The sequence below is a fragment of the Acetivibrio straminisolvens JCM 21531 genome (assembly GCF_000521465.1).
Classification (GTDB): domain Bacteria; phylum Bacillota; class Clostridia; order Acetivibrionales; family Acetivibrionaceae; genus Hungateiclostridium; species Hungateiclostridium straminisolvens.
This window is the reverse complement of sequence record NZ_BAVR01000001.1, coordinates 107,682-125,509: the sequence shown is the minus strand read 5'-3', so window position 1 is coordinate 125,509 and position 17,828 is coordinate 107,682. Positions and strand designations below refer to the sequence as shown.

General features: G+C 38.1%; 15 protein-coding genes. 2 read left to right on the top strand and 13 right to left on the bottom strand.

Annotated features, from left to right (window positions below; genetic code table 11):
• Nucleotides 1-86: 86 nt before the first annotated feature.
• From JCM21531_RS19725 to JCM21531_RS00460, 13 genes are all read right to left on the bottom strand, one after another.
• Nucleotides 87-1,022 carry a hypothetical protein gene (locus JCM21531_RS19725; protein WP_243466970.1) on the bottom strand — a complete coding sequence of 312 codons (936 nt, stop codon included), beginning with the start codon at nt 1,020-1,022 and terminating at the stop codon, nt 87-89.
• Nucleotides 923-4,036 carry a hypothetical protein gene (locus JCM21531_RS00495; protein WP_038286569.1) on the bottom strand — a complete coding sequence of 1,038 codons (3,114 nt, stop codon included), beginning with the start codon at nt 4,034-4,036 and terminating at the stop codon, nt 923-925. The genes JCM21531_RS19725 and JCM21531_RS00495 overlap by 100 nt, the downstream gene beginning before the upstream one ends.
• Nucleotides 4,033-4,449 (bottom strand): hypothetical protein, encoded by a 417-nt coding sequence (locus JCM21531_RS00490; protein WP_038286567.1) that lies wholly within the window; start codon nt 4,447-4,449, stop codon nt 4,033-4,035. The genes JCM21531_RS00495 and JCM21531_RS00490 overlap by 4 nt, the downstream gene beginning before the upstream one ends.
• 1 nt (nt 4,450) lies before the next feature.
• A complete protein-coding gene (locus tag JCM21531_RS00485) occupies nt 4,451-6,103 on the bottom strand; it encodes an InlB B-repeat-containing protein (RefSeq protein WP_038286564.1) in 1,653 nt (550 codons plus the stop codon).
• A 93-nt stretch (nt 6,104-6,196) separates the two neighbouring features.
• Nucleotides 6,197-6,520, bottom strand: coding sequence for a hypothetical protein (locus tag JCM21531_RS00480; RefSeq protein WP_038286562.1), 324 nt, complete (start codon nt 6,518-6,520; stop codon nt 6,197-6,199).
• Nucleotides 6,520-7,092, bottom strand: coding sequence for a hypothetical protein (locus tag JCM21531_RS19720; RefSeq protein ID WP_243466969.1), 573 nt, complete (start codon nt 7,090-7,092; stop codon nt 6,520-6,522). The genes JCM21531_RS00480 and JCM21531_RS19720 overlap by 1 nt, the downstream gene beginning before the upstream one ends.
• Nucleotides 7,093-7,115: 23 nt before the next feature.
• Nucleotides 7,116-8,399, bottom strand: coding sequence for a protein kinase domain-containing protein (locus JCM21531_RS00475; protein ID WP_243466968.1), 1,284 nt, complete (start codon nt 8,397-8,399; stop codon nt 7,116-7,118).
• 488 nt (nt 8,400-8,887) lie between these two features.
• Nucleotides 8,888-9,145 carry a carbohydrate binding domain-containing protein gene (locus JCM21531_RS19715; RefSeq protein WP_243466967.1) on the bottom strand — a complete coding sequence of 86 codons (258 nt, stop codon included), beginning with the start codon at nt 9,143-9,145 and terminating at the stop codon, nt 8,888-8,890.
• Between the two features lie 14 nt (nt 9,146-9,159).
• Nucleotides 9,160-10,191, bottom strand: a complete 1,032-nt coding sequence (locus tag JCM21531_RS19710; protein WP_243466975.1) for a carbohydrate binding domain-containing protein — start codon at nt 10,189-10,191, stop codon at nt 9,160-9,162.
• Nucleotides 10,149-11,345, bottom strand: a complete 1,197-nt coding sequence (locus JCM21531_RS19705) for a carbohydrate binding domain-containing protein (protein WP_243466966.1) — start codon at nt 11,343-11,345, stop codon at nt 10,149-10,151. Before JCM21531_RS19705 ends, JCM21531_RS19710 begins: the two co-directional genes overlap by 43 nt.
• Entirely contained in the window at nt 11,306-12,886 is a 1,581-nt protein-coding gene (locus JCM21531_RS19700) for an S-layer homology domain-containing protein (RefSeq protein WP_243466965.1), read from the bottom strand. The genes JCM21531_RS19705 and JCM21531_RS19700 overlap by 40 nt, the downstream gene beginning before the upstream one ends.
• 116 nt (nt 12,887-13,002) lie before the next feature.
• Nucleotides 13,003-14,040 (bottom strand): LacI family DNA-binding transcriptional regulator, encoded by a 1,038-nt coding sequence (locus tag JCM21531_RS00465; protein ID WP_038286560.1) that lies wholly within the window; start codon nt 14,038-14,040, stop codon nt 13,003-13,005.
• Between the two features lie 233 nt (nt 14,041-14,273).
• Nucleotides 14,274-15,305: a glycoside hydrolase family 5 protein gene (locus JCM21531_RS00460; protein WP_038286559.1), complete on the bottom strand. Its 1,032-nt coding sequence runs from the start codon at nt 15,303-15,305 to the stop codon at nt 14,274-14,276.
• Between the two features lie 354 nt (nt 15,306-15,659).
• Here JCM21531_RS00460 and JCM21531_RS19695 point away from each other — a divergent pair, with 354 nt between their 5' ends.
• Both JCM21531_RS19695 and JCM21531_RS19690 read left to right on the top strand, forming a co-directional pair.
• On the top strand, nt 15,660-16,379 hold the full coding sequence (locus tag JCM21531_RS19695) for a hypothetical protein (RefSeq protein ID WP_243466964.1): 720 nt from the start codon (nt 15,660-15,662) through the stop codon (nt 16,377-16,379).
• A gap of 158 nt (nt 16,380-16,537) precedes the next feature.
• Nucleotides 16,538-17,824 (top strand): carbohydrate binding domain-containing protein, encoded by a 1,287-nt coding sequence (locus JCM21531_RS19690; RefSeq protein WP_243466963.1) that lies wholly within the window; start codon nt 16,538-16,540, stop codon nt 17,822-17,824.
• Nucleotides 17,825-17,828: the final 4 nt, after the last annotated feature.

Below are 17,828 nucleotides of genomic sequence, written 5' to 3'. Positions count from 1 at the left end.
TAATGCCAAGAAACTTTCTACCTTTTCTTGCATTATTATATTACTTCTATTTTGAAAAAGCAAGTAAAACGTAGCTATCTTCCAAATCAAGCCGCCGCCAGTTCGCTTTCTTCCTCTTCTTTTCTTCTCTTTCTTATATTATGAACCACTGCAACAACTATCGCCGTAATTAATGCTGCAGACAGTGCCCCAATAACCCACAGCCAGAAGAATCCAACATGTATATTCCTTATCTCTTGAATATTGTTCACATTTCCCGCCATATCCACAAGGACAATTCCAACGTTGTGCCAACCCTTTGCGAGAGTAAATGTTAATGTATTGTTATCACTGTAATATTTGAAATCTATTTCCCTGCCGTTATCATATACCTTGCACCGGTTTTCGTCAACCAATTCGTTGATATTCGAAACCGTAATCGTACGTTCCTCTTCTCCAAAATACCAATGCCACGATTTGAATTCTTCAGGCAATTCACATGTCGGAGCTATATTATCAATATGCATTGTACCCAGGTCCACTCTCTTGCCGTCATTTTTCACCGACAAATACAGCTCAATATCTGTATCATCCTGGAAAGTCTCCTTAAAGAAGCGGGATTCCAGAACAAGGTTGTGGATATTAAACCCATAGATGCTGTAATCTATCACTCCTGCAGCATCGGTTTTTATTTCATCACCGTTATTGTCTCTCAAAAGAACCTCAACCTCAGTATCGCTCTTTGCAAAAGCACATATTTTTATATCGCTGAAGTTATCAGGCCTTTTGCTGATAGGCTGGCCGTTTTTGTATTGGAAAGAATACAATCCTGTTTTAGTTTCCGGGTTGCTGTCCATGATATACGCCAACACATCCTGCTCAACCATTCTCGCATATGTATTCACGTTAAGCAGACTTTCATTTCCAGCCACATCCACGGCAGTTAATTCCAATGCATAAACACCGTCCCGTGTGAAATCGGGCAAAGTGAAAATATTTCCCTTGATTCTGCCGGATTTGTCCTTATCCTCATCCAGATACACCTTGACCAGTTTAATGACGGTTTCAGCTTCTTTGCTGTATGGTCGGGAATATAAACCGTCAAGTTATACCTGATATGGTCAATATTTAAATCACTAAACTCAACAGCAGGAACGGGATCATCCTTTCTTGAATAAGGATATATTTCTACAAACGCAGTATTATTTTCATTAACCAAAACACCGTTTTTTGCCTTAACAACCGGTGGTGTTTTATCAATTTCAAACACAACCGTACGTCTTAGCTCAGCACTGTTTCCGGCCAAATCTTCAGGATGAATTTCCATCTTGTAGACAGCATCTCTATTGAATGTAAAGGAAATTGTATGAACATCACCTTCCGATACCCAACGGGATGTACTCAATATTTCAGATGTTATGTCTACAAAACCTTCCTCGTTATGTTCTTCTCCCGGATCCTTTCTGAAAACTTTAAAACCGGCCAGTTGAGGATCAAAATTATGTTCTGTTACTTTTATAACAGCAGTTTTATCTGTATTGAAACTATTACTTACAGCGTCGTTCGCAAATGTTGCAAAGTTTTCTTCAATAGCGGGCTTGGTTTTATCCACATAGAACAGCTTCTCGTTTCCTCCGCTGAAATTCACAACCGCAGCATGATTGCCCAAATCGGTGCCGCTGATATCAAATGTATAGTCGCCCTCGTCAAACTCAATCACTGCAACATGCTCAGTATTTGACTTTTGAGAAAAGGAAACGGTCGGCACTCTTCCAATTTTATTTTCAATAGTGGTTTTTATCAAACCGGCATCAAAATTTCTCTCGACAACCGTTATCTGCGCAACCCTGTTTCCACTGTAGTAATAATTGTTTTTGCTTTCATCAGGACGGAAATCTACATTAATAACCGGCGCCGTTTTATCAATTGTAACTCTCTCGGTGCGGATATCCTCTTTTTTGTTTCCCGAACGGTCGGTTGCATCAAAAGTAAGGAAAATATCATTATTGTCTGAGCTAAACGCAAATACTTTGGTAACCTTTGTAACAAGGTTCTGATCCATTTCCGCGACTACCCAGCCATTTTCCAGAACATCGCCTACTTTGTAACCTTTGTTGGCAATCAATGTGCTCTTTCTCTCAAAGGATTCTTTTTCCGAACTCTGGGAATATCCAATTTCCTTTATACCCGAGTCATAATCCGAGATTGTGACTGTAAAACTCATGTCGGTAACATACAATTTGTTTCCGGCGGCATCATTATAATTTGTAGGCGTGTTGTTCGTAATGCTAATCTCCGGAGCAGCATCATCACTTACAAATCCTTTTGGAGTTACCTCCTTGGATTTGTTTTTGGTGTTGTCAAACGCCTCTACATATATCTGCCCTTTAAAACCTTTGGGAACGGATATAACCGCCTTGCCGTCCGCAATAATTTGAGTTCCTTTTTTCTCTTCCGATTTTTTTCCGTTCTCGTAAGATACAAGACGGTAGCTTATTTTGTCAAGCCCGGAAGAAGGTTTGTCATCCGACACACTCACAACAACGTTGAATTCCGCCTTGAAATAGAAGCCATATTCCAAAAAGTTGATAAATTCAGATGTATTGCCAATACCGTCAGATGTTGTTGGAACAAAACTAAAGTCCGTGACGGCAGGAATATCCGTATCCTTATACACAATATCGCTTAAAGAATAACTGTTTCCGGCATTATCAACAGCAGTAACTTCAATCAAATAAGAACCATTATTCGCTCTGGTAGCCTGGCTGGTACTTACCAGAAAAACTTCTTCATGTGTTTCTCTGTTGTAAAATTCAGCGTTTATGGCCTTCCCGTCTTTATCTCTTGTAATATCGGTACCGTTAATCTTAATCCTGACTGAGCGAATACCCGAATTCAAGTCTTTAACGGTAACTTTAAACACAACATCATCCGAATACCACTTCTCACCGTTTTTTGCTACAAAATCAGGTTCCGGACAGGAAATACTTATTGCCGGATTGATTGTTTCAATAATAAGTCTGCTGTTTTTAAAGTCGGAATTTACAATATCGGGCGTTATCGGAACACCATTGGGATTATTTTTGTCTTTGCCCGTTATATTTCCGACATTGTCAGTTGCTACTGCTGACAAGACCGCATTCAATGAAACGTCATCGGAAAGCAGGCGCTGCGGTAAAACAAACTCTGCTCTATATGTTCCGTCACTAAGCGGAATTGCAGCTTTAGGTGCATCGTTTACAGAACTATTATTCATATATAAAGTAATTGTTTTGATACCCGAAGTAGCCCCATATCTGTCGTCAGCAATAACTGTTACTCTTACCCTCTCATTGAAGAAATTTCCGAATGACAGGAAATTCAATATTTTACTTAACATTCCGTTGTTTTCTGCAGTAATATTAAATCCAATGATTCTCGGGTTGGTCTTGTCAATAAACACCTTTATTCTGGCAGTTTCCACGTTGCCATAGTTATTGGTAACAATTGCTTCAATGTTATTCTCTCCATCCAAGGCATTAAAATCCGTATCAACCGTAAATGTTTCACTCAGCATCTGAGATTCAAAAAAGTTGGCATTTACGGCTTTTCCTAATTTGTCAGTTGCAACTGACTTGCCGTTGACTTTGATTTCAACCGAATAAATTCCGGCGCTGTCAGTGGCAGTATATACTGAAAATGCCACAGTGTCGTTATACCATTCTTTTTCACCTTCTCTATACACCGACTTGCTCAAAGGAGTAATAACAACAGTCGGTTTTTCATCCCTAAGCCCTACAAAATTGCTAAACGCATTTGTTTTCACATCTGTCGGCTTTGTAAGCCCGTCACTTGCCGAATCATTACCTGCCACGTCTTTTACAGATGCGGAAATTTCATTTCCGCTAAAATTCTCAAGGTTTAAATTGAACACCGCAAAATTTTCTGTTACCGTTTTTGTCTCTACAGCAACACCGTCACTGTACAGAGTAATTTCTTTCAAACCTGATGAAATACCGGGGTCTTGGGCAGTTACAACCACTTCAATTTCATCATTGGAAAAAGTCCCGAAGCTCAAGAAATTAATAACCTGTGAGCCATCAGACCCATCTTTTTTCCTAAATGTAACTCCGTTATTTCCGGTTTTGTTTTGTCAATTTTCACGTCTATTGTTTTTGGGACCGACACATTGTCAGCATTATCAACTGCATAGAAGTAAAATCTTTCGTTGTTTTGCTCCGTTGTAATTGTATACGAAAATTCACCGTTCGTAATCGAAAGTTTATTTGTATTCTCAGCCAAAACCTCTTCTTTGGTTAATGCTCTCTTGCTCCAAACAATTCTTGACAAGCCGGATGACGGGAAGTCTTTGGTATCTTTGTCAATTACCGTTCCCTTAACGGTATAATCCTGATTTGTCCACTCCATTGGAGGAATATCGGAGATAACCGGAGCCTCTTTATCAATAATTATTTGAATCTTCTGCTGCATTTTATGTTCTTCCAACCATAAAATGCTTATACACTTTGATCTCTTCTATTAAAATCGATTCTGTAATTGTAGCTTGAGAATAGTATATCATTCCATTTATGCAAATAAAACTATATCCATTATTAAGTTTAAAAGTTAACGAAGCATCTTTGTTTTTAAAGCTGTAAATCCGTACACCGTCATCGGACAATTTCGGGTAATCATCTAAAAGGCTTTTAGTAATGATAGTGTAAAAATCGCTTTCATCGCCTTCAACAGTCTCTATATCGCCAAAAGTAGCCGTTATATCATGGTCGGATGTTACGGACGGCAGTTCATAAATGTAGGAAATACCATCGCCCGACAAGTTATAATCAGTAACTGCCTCACCGTCCAGCAACACTTCTTTAACATCATAATCCCATTCAGGTATCAGTTTAAGCTTAACAGGTTTTCCATGTTCCACGTTAACCTTTTCTCCATTTGAAAATCCTTCAGCGTAAACCTGTCCTTTTCCGACAGAAGAAATATTTATGCTATATCTATTGATAGAGAATGTTACCCGAATATGATGGTTGGAACTTATATTGTTAAAAGTATATGTATAAGTGGTTTGCTTATTGTCAAAAGTACCGTCTTCCCGCTTAACACCGTCAATAACAACCTCGCTGATGTGATAATTAGGGTTTGCAATCGCAGTAAAACTGGGGCTTTCTCCACCTTTAACGTAAATTTTCCCTCCATTGTTTACATTTTGGGAAGATTCATACATTATTTTTCCATCATCATTAAACCAAAATTCCAATTCATAAGTTTTAACGCTAAAAGTAACATCAACAGTATGATTACCGGTAATGTAATAGAAAGTATGCGTATATTCCTCTTTACCGACAGCATCCGCTTTCGGCTCTCCGTCAACAATAAATGCCTCAATCTCATACCCGGGCTCAGCCTTGGCGGATACGCTGTAGTTCGAGCCATATAGAACAGAAGATTCAGAAGGTGAAACTGTTCCGTTCCCACTGGCGTTCGTTGTAATTGAAAAAGTCTTGATGAAAAGTCGCACTTCCAAGTCGTTAATATCTTTATCACTGCTTATAGGGCCTAGAGTAACAGAATCATATTTAGGGTCATATGTCGTAAAAGTAAAGTTATAAGGAACATTCTTATAAACTTCAATAGAAAAATCACCGTCGCCTCCAAAATTAACAGTGTAATTATTATATTCATTATATACAGAATAAGAAACCGTTCCGCCCCCTCTATAAAGATTGCCGTTTTCATCATATATCTTACCTGAAACTTTAATGACCTCTATCGGTATAAAATCCGAAGCACTAAACGAAATACTCGGACCGTCAAAATTTATATTTGGACAATAATAATCTTCATATCCGGTCATTCCCGTTATTCTTATATCGTAAGAATTGTCGAGGTCAACAAAATTTTCAAATGTCGCAACTCCATTTATCACAGGTTCTGTTCTTGTTTCTTCTGAATTTTGGGAATTGGTAAGTGTAACAAAAATATCCCCTTTTACAGAGCCGTCAATTATAACAGTAAAAGTAGATTCAAACGTTTCGTCCGAAGCAAACAGCATGGATATTGGAAACATTCCCGCTATCAGTACAATGGCCACCAACAAAGCAATAAATTGCTTAATTTTCCCCTTCATATTCATTTAACCTCCCCTTGTGTCTGAGAATCCAAATTATCCCTTCAGACAAATAAGCAAAATAAAAGCAAATATCTTAATAACAACTTTAGCTCAATTAATTAATTTTTCATTCAATATATTTGAAAAAAACTTATAAAACTTGGTTTTTGATTTTGGTCTTTTGTATTTGTAAAAATATATTAGAAATCCAATAAAGAAACATAGTACGGCCAAAACTGCAAATCCATACAACGGTACTAAAATAAAAGGTGAATTATACTGTAAGTTAAGAGCACTTTCAATTCCCGCATACAAACCTGTAAACATAAGAACCGCAAAAAGCACTGTAACGACTGCCAACGATATTAATAAAGTTTTTACATAAGAAGTCAATATGTATTTTACTATCAAATACTTCTCGAGCAATTTTTTCACTATATCGCCTCCTTCTTTGCTATTTCTTCAAATAGTGCCCGTATTTCATGCCTGTTTAATCCGGTTTCTTTTGTAATTATATTAATATTTTTATCATTATCAAGTGTATTTTTGAGCTTGATAACCGCATTACGCAATTCAACATTGATTTTGTATTTCACCAAAGTTTCGTATGCCTCTACGATGTTGGTTTTTCCAACTTCAACATTAAAAATTGCTTTTGCCAAATCATACCCGGCGCTGTCCCCCATTACCTCAAGCTTTATAATTTCCGTTGAAATCTCTTTAAACTTTCTTATGTCAGCGTTGCTCATAATTTCATCAACACGTCCAGGCAACAAATCATTATTGTTAATTTTCTGCAAAAGGCTTACCAACATCACAGCTTCATACTCGGATATTTCACCGTCCTTGTACGTGAAATCGGCAATTTGGTCATATATTTCATCCACTCTCCCCGCAGGAGCGGTAGTAATAAGACTTTTTGCCACTTCTTCAAGTTTGTAAAACTGAGTCTCATTATAATTTGAAGTTAAAACCTCCCATTTGTTCTCTGCAATATTAAATGCCATAATTTTAAATATAAAATATATGATCAGGAAGACAGAAAACAACGAAAGCATGCTTCCACACCAGTTAAAAGCATTTTTACTGGTGGGTTCTCTTCTTTTACGATCGTTGGTGCAGAATCCCTCGCATCTTCCAAATCCTTTTTTAAATCTTTGTAAGAATGATAATAGTCTTTATTGTCCAAATCACAATAATTACGAGAACGTCTTCGGGTACACTTTTTTATAATAGCCTCCAGTTTTTTATGGTAATAGGCTGACGTACAGGACAAATCCCTGTCACAATACACATCATCGTTTAAAAAGTTACTCCTGTAAAACTCATGTATATCATCAGAAAACAGCTTGCTTTTTGTAACCAGTTCAAATATATTAAGACACTCCCAGAAAGTAGCCCCAAAAGAGAATATATCGCTTTCGACAGACATTTTTCCTTGTTCAAAATTAACTGTAAAAGGAAATTTGGAATCCCCGGTAGCTTTCGAGTAACATTCAGGGGCCGCATATCCCAACGTACCGTACTGATACATTCTATCCACAGTTTCACTATCATTGTAGTTAACGTCGGATAAAGGGCTTCTCACAAACCTGTTGGCTTTGGTTACTTTTTTAGCCCTGCCGAAATCAATAAGTACCAATTCTTTACCGTATCGCGTTACCATAATGTTTTCAGGCTTTATATCCAAATGCAGGATATTTTTTTGTTCAGTTGCAAATTCCATAATTTCGCACAAATCTATCATAAAATGTAAAATCTGGTCTTGATATTTTAATATATTATCATAGTTATAGCTAAAGTTGATCTCTGTTTTTTCATCGCTGCTAAACTCGTGATAATTTACAATATCGTTTAGCCCATTGTCTAAGGGCACAATTTTCCTTAATTTCCAATATTCCTCTCTGCAAAATTCCTCTAATGACCAACCGTCAATAAACTCTTCAACAACGCAAAAATAAGAGTCCCCGTTTATAACGCCACCGGCGACCTTATCGCAGGGCAGGCTGAAATCACCCAAATCGTCAATAACATCTTCTATTTTGACAATGGACCTGCATTCTCTTAATTCTTCAAAAATCTTCCATTCTTCGTTTTTGAAAATCTCCAAACGATTAACTACTTTTCCGTCAACCAAAACATTCTTTGGCTTAAACTTCAACACACAGGAAAATTGCAGTCCGCCGTCCAGTCTGGTCTTTAGCCCTTTGTAAACAATACTCTCGGTTCCAATGGCAATAAATCCATCTTTGTTTATTCCGTAAGATGTGTCAATGATATATTTATATCTATTTCCAATTATTTCATTTTTCATTACTTTTTGAACTCCCCCACTTTTACTCTTTTGCTAAAACCATTACCCACCCATTTAAAGGAAGTCATTATTAATTTTAATTTGCGTCAGGATACTTTCAGAATCCGGTGTTTCGATTAATGGCACTTTTAGATTGTGTTTATTAGACTGGAACTTGCCCCTTTTAAAACAACAATAAATATCATTTTGTTTGATTATTTTGCAAAAACATATTTTTCCATTAATGCTAATCATTAAAATAAGTAAAATTAATTTTTGATTACCTTTCTTAGGAATTATACCATTTTCAGCCCAATTTTATCAAGTTCTATTTTAAAGCTCACAAATGTTTAAGTCTAATATCCTAGGACCACAACCACGTTCCAAATACATCAACAAATTTTTAAGAATACTGCGAAAAAAAGGCATTATATAGTTTTGAAACTAATATAATGCCTTTTAAAAACTCAATTTTTAATTAATTTTACACCTATTACAAACTTTGTCTCTTACTGTTCTTCCAACAATATATCGTCAAGATAGACAGTAGTTGCTGCGGACGCCTTACCCGGTATGGTACCTAAATTTATAGTTAAGACACCATTACTTACCGACTTGCTCTGGGTAAATGTAAACGTGTATACGGCATCTTCCGTTGTTAAATCGAAAGTACTTCCTCCATACCAGTTATAGCTAGAATCCAATATGTCAACTTTAATACTTCTTGCCTCAAGCGCTCTTGCTTTAAGAGACAAAGTATACGTCACACCCTCTTGTAACACTATGTTTCCTGTTTAATCTGCGGCGTATAATCCTTGATGCCTACCTTGGTAATACTAATTTTAAGTTCTCCATCTGTTACTTCCCAAGAGCCTTCCGCAGTACCGTCCCCCGCACCGGGAGAGCTGTCTTCCCATTCACCTCCCCAGTATTGCAGCCAATGTTCTGTTCCATTGTCAAAGGTTCCGTTCAATATCAGCGCAGAAGGAGTCGCAACTTTTCTTACTACAACATTGTCAATTATTATTTCATGAGGAGCATAAGTTTTGTTTTCAGTATTACCCAAAGCAAAATTAAATCTTGATGCCGAATCTGTAGGTTTACTCATTGTAAATTCATATTTGAATGTTTTAAGTTCATTAGTAAGTTCAACTTCTTGATAGAAATAGGAGATCCAATTATTATCCGAAGTACCGTTCCTTTGCAGCTGAACAATTACCTTTCTGTCAACTGTTGATTTTGCATCAAAAGAAACTTCGTAGGTCTGCCCTTCTTCCAGCGGAACATTATCCTGATACAACTGTACATTCCAACCTTCATTACCGACAGAGCTAATAATTGCCCTAAATTGTTCATCATGACTTTCAAAATCTGCCGAGCCAAGTTCATACGCTCCATAGCCCCAGCCTGCCAGGCCGTTAAATACGCCGTTTAAAATCAGGTTTCCTTCAACTTCATCGGAACTTACTTTTTTCATAACTACATTATCAATATAGACGTTCACGTTGCTTCCGCCCAGATTGAACCTAAGTTCTCCGTTCTTGTCCGAATCTTTGTCCATTGTAAACTCAAATTCGTATATCTTGCTCTCTTTGCTTACTTCAAAAGTTGTCGCAAAAATGCTGTTGTGGAGATTGCTTGCAATTTCCACCTCAATAGTTCTCGTATTTGCCGCACTGGCTTCGAAGCTAACCTTGTAGGTCTTGCCGTTTTCAATATTAATTCCCGGCTGAACCAATCTTATGGCTCCCTTCGACGTTCCGCCTTTTTCTATTCTTGTTTCAAATCTGCGCTCATTAACATCGCTTCCAATATAGTATGTACCTTTGCAGTGCCATCCACAACAAAATTCCAGAATCCCATTCTGTTCGGACCTTGGTCAAAGGTACCGTTGTATATATAGTTGCCGGAAAGAAGCGGAGGTCTTGCTATTTCGGAAGGATCTATAACCGGCGCATTTTCTGTTTTAATCAGTTTAACATTGTCAATCCAGACATCATTATTGTTCAATCCCATATTAAACTCAAACCGTGCCTTAACATCGGTATCATCTTTCATGGTAAACTCAAACTCATAGTTGGTCATCTCTGTTGAGACATCAAACGGTGGAATAGCCGCGTAATCTTTCCATCCCCTGTCGCCGTCTCCGCCTATTTTCAGTTTTACCTGCCTTGGATTTTCAGCTTTCATGTCAAAAGATGCTTTGTATTTTGCGCCTTTTTCAAGATGAATCGGAGCTTGAAGCAATTGTACGCCGTAGTCGGTTGTCCCTCCGTTTTCTATCTGTACGTGCATAACACCTTCCTCTACATTGACTGTCGCAGCTCCACCGGATGCTGTTAAGAATGTCCAGTAAGACGTATATGGAACGCCTTCCACACCAACTGCTGCAGAATCATCCACATCAAAACCGCCGTTATAGATATAATTGCCGTCCCCAAGAGGCTCTCTTGGCTTCATTTCTTCCTTTGCCGGTTTTTCCCTGTGAGGATATTTGCTCTTTTGATATACTCTTACATAGTCCACAACCATTTGCTGCGGGAAAACTGTCGTTTCATCAGGATATCCCGGCCAGCCGCCACCAACGGATATATTGAGAATCAAGAAGAAATTCTGGTCAAAAGGTGCGGGATAAGTGTAATCATCAGCAAGGTACGGGTCTCTCGAATACCAGTCATTAGCGACATGATACAGCTTGCCGTCTATATACCAGCGTATTTCTCCCGGTTCCCATTCAATCGAATAAACATGGAAATCATCGGCAAAGGTCTGGCCTTCCGGCAAGGTATACGTTCCCTGGGACTCTTTATGAGGCTCTCCAAAATGGATCGTTCCATAAATTTTATCAGTCTCGTGGCCCAAAAGCTCCATAATATCTATTTCGCCACACTTTGGCCATGTTCCGTAGAAAGGTTCGTCTTCCGGCATCATCCAGATTGCAGGCCATATACCTTGTCCCTGTGGCATTTTTGCCTAATTTCAAATTTTCCGTACTTCCATGATTTTTTGCCTTTGGTAATCAGTTTTGACGACGAATAATGATAAGTCTCACCGCTTGGTTCCGTAATATCTTCTTTTCTGGCTTCAATAACCAACGCGCCGTCTTTGATATAGGCATTGTTTTGTGTGTAAGATTGTACTTCTCCGTTCCATCTTCCGTTGGTCGGGTCGTCATAGCTCCAATTAGCCATGTTTATTTCAGGACTGTCAAACTCATCGCTCCAAACCAGACGCCACTCTTCATTCGGATTCTTGGTTGGTGCAGGATTAGTCGATGAGCCCGGGCTACCTGTATTTTGATCGTTTTCCGCACCGGGTACGTCGGAAGGATCGGATTCTTCTTCAGTTGATATCAGTTCCCCGTCTACAATATAGTTCTTTGGCGATTTTTCTATTGTCTTTCCATTTATTTTAATCCTTTGGCCGGATATTCTCAGTTTCATTTTTGCCTCTTTGGTTTCCAGCAAGGCATCATCCGCCAAAACATCGACCTGTTCGAAATCGCCGACAAATATTATTTCATTGCGGGATGAAAGTTGGGAATCGACTGTAACCTTTTTAAAGCCGTCACCCGTCAATTCTTTTTCTTGAAGTTTTGCACCGGATTTAACAACAACACTTTCAACCGAGCTATTGCCGGAAGTTACAATTCTAACCCCTGTTTTATTGACAACAACCCTGTTTACTTTAGTATTTATTAAATGTATGCTGTCGCTTCCTCCGCCATTTACGAAAACCGTTCCTTTTACATCTACACCTTCAAGGACGACATCGCCGTTTTGAATTCCCTGAGCAAGATATAAATCACCATTTACTACGGTATCTTTTAAAGCAACTCCTTCGGTATTAATCAACGCGTTTCCGTTTATTTCTTCATCTTTATAGTCTCCTTTGCCATTATACAAAGAAGGAATAATTCGATTTAGAATTTTTATTGTTTCCGCACGGGTAATGTAGTTGTCCGGCCTGAAAGTGCCATCTTCATAACCTGCTATGTAGCCTTTTTCAATCAACGCACTAACTGAATCTTTTGCGTATTCCTTTACCAAACCCCCATCTTTAAACTTGCTTGTATAATTGCTACCGCTTTGTATTTCAAAAACTTTCGCGATTATTACAACGGCTTCTTGTCTTGTAATATAATTTTCAGGTTTGAAAACATTATTTCCATAGCCTGCAATATATCCCGCCGTCCTGGCCTTTAATATTTCGCCAGAATACCACTTTGAATTTTCGACATCCGAAAACTGTTCCTGGCTTAATTCATAAAATCCAAAAACCTTGTTAATTAATGTGACAAACTCGGCTCTTGTGATATTATTATCAGGTCTTATCGTTCCATCCTGGTAGCCCAGTAAAATACCTTTTTCCATCCATTTACTCAAGTCTTCTTCAGCCCAATGGCCTCTAATGTCATTAATTCCATCAGATGCTTGTATGGATATTGGCGACCAGGCTGATAATAACAGCATAATTATCAGTGCTGCCGACAATAATCTTTTATACATTTTTTACCCTCCTACAAATTTAATAAAATTATAATAAATACCCCCGGGGTAATTATTATTTATAAAAATGTACTCGCGTACATTTTTGGGTAATTATATGTGCTGAAAGCAATTAATTAAAATTCCAAAGCCCGCTTGGTTGAATCCCGGATTATCAAATTGGTCCTAACCCTGATTTCTTTTTGTTTAAAATGTTTGTGCTTGCAAAAGTATTTCAATGACTGAATACATTCTTCGGCGATATGTTCCAACGGCGCGTTCACAGTTGTCAATGTAGGAATGATATAGTTTCCGATTGCCGTATTATCAAACCCAATTACAGATATATCCTCAGGAACACTCAAGCCCGTTTCTTTTATGGCTTTAATTGCGCTAATGGCCATTACATCATTGGCACAGAAAATAGCCGTTACGTTCTCTTTTAATATATCATGCGCAAGTTTATAGCCGCTGTCATCAAGAAAGTTGCCTTCACGAACCAAATTTTTGTCAAAACCCAACCCTGCATCTTCCAATGCTTTCCTGTATCCTTCATAACGCTCTATGCCCGAAAGTTTTCTAAGGTCTCCGGATATATGCCCAATTCTGGTATGCCCCAATTTAATCAAAAACTGTGTCGCATTGTAAGCCCCCTCAAAGTTGTCCAGGTTTACAACCAACCGGTTTGGCCTTTTCACCACCCTTTCTGATTGACGGTCAATAATAATTGTAGGATATTGCAGTATAATATCATCATCAAGTTGGATCTCGTCATTGAATGCGCCGATAAAAATGCCGCTGAAAATGGTTCTGCTCATGAAAAGATTTCTAATTTCACTCAGCTGTTTCTGTGAAGTTATAATTGACACCAATACTTGAAAACCGAAATTGTTTGCCTGGTCTATTATCAGATTTATCAGCTGCGAAAAGTATGTACTTTCCGAAACCCTTGATTTTGAGTCAGATATATCAATATCCAAAACAAACAAGCCAATTATGTTGCTGTCTATCCCGGCCAAACGCCGGGCCGGCGCTATCGGAACATAATTTTTTTCTTTTATCACTGCCAGAATCTTTTGCCGTGTTTCCTCTTTCACGTTGGGACTGTTGTTAATAACCCTGGATACAGTAGCTCTGGAAACACCACATAATTTTGCTATTTCTTCGCTGGTCATCCTCCACCTCGCATAAAAAATTTGAATTAACAGTACCACTTCGAGACAAAAACTTCTTTTCAAACAGCTATTGCATTTTCAAAATCTCTCCATTACATTTTATCACAATATTTCAATACAAAGAAAATTTCCCGTTTACATCTTATATTGATTTTGCCTCATATTAACTTGCATATTAACAACTCATATACTACAATTCACAAACTTTTTTATAAAACATGTAATTTTAACAATCAAACTTTTCTTCTTGTCAGTATATTTATTAATTCTTTGGAAACAGGCTTTCTCTCATCATTATAAATTTCAAAATCCATCTGTTTGTAGTTCCATACCGCGCCGCCAATATCATACTCTTCCAAAAGGCTTATATAATCTTCATGCCATTTTATCCTGGACTCCAAGTCGGCAATGGCAATTACGCCAAACTCCCCGCAATATAGTTTGCATTTTTTCTTTTCTCTGAACTCAATTGCAGGCTTTAAATCTTTGCGCAAAAGCTCTTTGTTCAGCTTTAGATTATTCAATTCCATCATAAAACTGTACTTAGGATTATTTTTCACAAACTCTTCAATTCCTTCATACTGCCCCGGATACTTAACAGCCCTGTTGTATGCCATGGCACTTTCCGACCAGTGAGCTTTCTGATGAGTAAAGAAAAAAGGATTGTAAAAATGAAAGTTGTAAATTATGTACTCATCATCAATATCTGCAAGGTTTTTAAGCTCATCGGGACTGTTATAATTATTGCCCCCAATGTAAATCCACCTGGTAGGATCAATTTCTCTGATTGCCTTTACACACTCGAGCATCAACTTATTCCAACGGGTACTGTCAGGCTCAACAATTTCATTTAGCAGCTCAAAGGCAATATGCTCCCTTTCTTCTATATAACGCTTTGTCAAAAACCTCCATATGTCAACAAATCTCTTTTGCTGCTGGGGATTTTCAAATAATGTATTTGTCTTTAAGTCTTGAAAACGGTACCCCGGCGCATGATGCATATCCAAGAGAAGACCTAAGTTGTATTTTTTGCACCATTCAAGACAGCGGTCAATATAAAAGAGTCCCTCTTCTCTATATTCGCCCACATTGTCGTCAGACTCGATAATAGGATAATCAAAGGGTACTCTAACATGATCAAATCCCGATTCGGCAATAGTAGCAATATCCTTTTCCGTAATAAATGTATCGAAATGTGTTTTGCTAAAGACTTCGTACTGTGATATCCATCCGCCTAAATTTATACCGGCTTTAAAACTAACCATTTACTTCCTCCTAAACATTGTCTATTAATATTAAGTATTTTTTGATTTGAAATGCAAAACCCTTGGAAATACAAGTCCAAAGTATTTAACATATTTTTGTGTTATATAAAATGTACGCGCGTTCATCTAATTAAATTATACCACGCTTGGATAATCTTTGTCCAGCCTTTCTTTCCCTCTGTGCAATTGATGCCCTCTCTTTTTCATCAAAATTTCAATTTTTTCTCTTATTTTTCATCCATCTTTTCCTGGTAGTTTTTATAATAGTATTAATGAAAAGGATTTAGGCAACACGACTAGTATTGCTAAATCTTTTCAAAACAACATACCAATTATTCAAAAGGAGGATGTAAAATGCAAAAGAAAAAAGTTTTTGCAGTTGTTGCAAGCTGCTTGCTCCTAATCTCTGTTATCATGAGTATGCCAATACCGGCATATGCTGGAGCAACCGGAGTGCCGGGAGACCCAACTGTAAAAATGACAGACAGAAACGGCGTAATCACTTGCACCATGGTGCTTTTGTCCGGCGAAAACAATGCTACCCAATGGAGACTATATGAGAACGGTAAAATCATTCAATGCGGTACAGCAGTAGACAATACACCCAATGGACAGATGATTACAACAGAGCCGTTTACAAGGCCGGCAGGACAGTATAAATACAAATGCGAATTGATAAACAAGTACGGTTCAACTTTTAGTCGTGAGACAACTTTAACAGTAAACCACGGCTATATCGAGGAAGTTCCTCAGGCAATATTTACAGAAAAATTTGAAAACGGAGCAAACGAGTGGACCGTTGTAAGTTCCAACCCCGGTTCAAATGTTCAAATTGAAGAAGGTACCGGTGTTTACGGTTCAAAATGCGTAAAAATATCTTCACCTACAGTCGCCACCGATACTGCATATACAAAAACAATTAGCGGTCTTACAGTCGGTGAAAAATACAGATTGACTGCATATGTTAAATACCAAAATGTAGTCAGAGACCCCAATTCCAATTACTGGCCTGTCATAGGACTAATGTTTGCATATATCCCACATGGAATTATTCAAGCGAATGGGAAAACTTAGGCACCTTCTATCCTGGTTGGAAAAAAATATATGCGGAATTTACAGCATCAACAACCAGCGTTGATATTGCCGTACGTCTCGGTTACACAGGCAGCAAAGTAACCGGAACGGCCTGGTTTGACAATGTAACGTTGGAGCATTTGCCAAAGTATACATTTATGGAAAGTTTCGAAAATGGCCTTCCTTCCGGTTGGGAAAAAAGGTCATCAAAGCATGAGAATTCTTTAGCAACAGTAGAAATTGAAACAGGGACAGGCCTAAACAACGGTAAATGTCTTAAAATAAGTTCATTAGAACAAGACGAAGATGTTGGATACGCAAAAACTCTCCAGCTTGCTCCAAACAGCTATTATAAGCTCAGTGCCTATATGAAGTATGAGAATGTAACAAATCAATATATCGACTATAGCGGCGATACCCCAGAGATCCGCCGCAAAAGTGACGGAGCCAATATTTGTCTTTATAACGGTGAAGCGATATGGAATCGAACAGCCACGGCAACCGGAACAGATACTTCATGGAAAGAAGTAAGCCTGCTTTTCAAAACCCCGGAATCCGGCATAGTAATGATCGGTTTGCGGTTAGGGTTTTTCTTCAGTGAAACCAAAGGAACGGTATGGTTTGACAACGTCAAGGTAGAACCTGTACCTTCCGACTATATTTACGAATCCGAACATTTTGATGCTTGTTTTGACGCTTCCGATACGCAGTATACAACAAGAGAAGGCATTATCAACTGGTTGTCCGACTTAGACAAGGTATATGTTTTGATGAAAGAATTTTCCGGAAACAGAATACCTTTTAACGGCAACAAAATAGGAATATTGGCATCAGACGGTCATCCGAGCGGTTCTGCATCTTATGCGGGAAATCCAATAATGTGGTTTAAAAGCAGCAACGAAAATCCTGTGGCTAATCAGCTAAAAAGATCTTATGAAAACGGCGATTTGTCATTTGCAATTTTGCATGAAATAGGACATAACTTCAATCTCGGAAATACCAGCTGGAACTGGAATGACGAAATGTTTGCCAATTTCAGAGCATATTATGCCGTTGACCAATTGGAAAAGATGCATCTAAACAACATGGGGCCAATGCCCGTTGTTTATAATGACCCAAATATACGCCGCGAAGGTACTCAGCTCAAATATTACTATCTTTCAAGATATATTCAGACTATGTCTCGAGGAGAATTCCATCATGACGGATTAATGTATAGACTCATTGAAGTTCAAGAAGAAATAGGCTGGGAACCCTTTTTGAAAACCATACAATACTTATCCTCTAATGATTTCAGCGACAAAAATGACATGGAGAAATTTGATCTCTTCTATTCCAAACTGTCCGAATATTCACAACGGCCGGTAAGCGAATTAATATCCGATTACGATAAGTCAGTAGTTAAAGCATACTGGGATAAACACAAATCACTGTTTACACCATAAAAAT

Excerpts from the sequence above, each read along its gene's own strand:
- JCM21531_RS00490 (WP_038286567.1), bottom strand. The coding sequence starts at position 4,449 with ATGCAGCAGAAGATTCAAATAATTATTGATAAAGAGGCTCCGGTTATC.
- JCM21531_RS00485 (WP_038286564.1), bottom strand. The coding sequence starts at position 6,103 with ATGAAGGGGAAAATTAAGCAATTTATTGCTTTGTTGGTGGCCATTGTA.
- JCM21531_RS19720 (WP_243466969.1), bottom strand. The coding sequence starts at position 7,092 with ATGGCATTTAATATTGCAGAGAACAAATGGGAGGTTTTAACTTCAAAT.
- JCM21531_RS00475 (WP_243466968.1), bottom strand. The coding sequence starts at position 8,399 with ATGAAAAATGAAATAATTGGAAATAGATATAAATATATCATTGACACA.
- JCM21531_RS19705 (WP_243466966.1), bottom strand. The coding sequence starts at position 11,345 with ATGCCACAGGGACAAGGTATATGGCCTGCAATCTGGATGATGCCGGAA.
- JCM21531_RS19700 (WP_243466965.1), bottom strand. The coding sequence starts at position 12,886 with ATGTATAAAAGATTATTGTCGGCAGCACTGATAATTATGCTGTTATTA.
- JCM21531_RS00465 (WP_038286560.1), bottom strand. The coding sequence starts at position 14,040 with ATGACCAGCGAAGAAATAGCAAAATTATGTGGTGTTTCCAGAGCTACT.
- JCM21531_RS00460 (WP_038286559.1), bottom strand. The coding sequence starts at position 15,305 with ATGGTTAGTTTTAAAGCCGGTATAAATTTAGGCGGATGGATATCACAG.
- JCM21531_RS19695 (WP_243466964.1), top strand. The coding sequence starts at position 15,660 with ATGCAAAAGAAAAAAGTTTTTGCAGTTGTTGCAAGCTGCTTGCTCCTA.
- JCM21531_RS19690 (WP_243466963.1), top strand. The coding sequence starts at position 16,538 with ATGGAAAGTTTCGAAAATGGCCTTCCTTCCGGTTGGGAAAAAAGGTCA.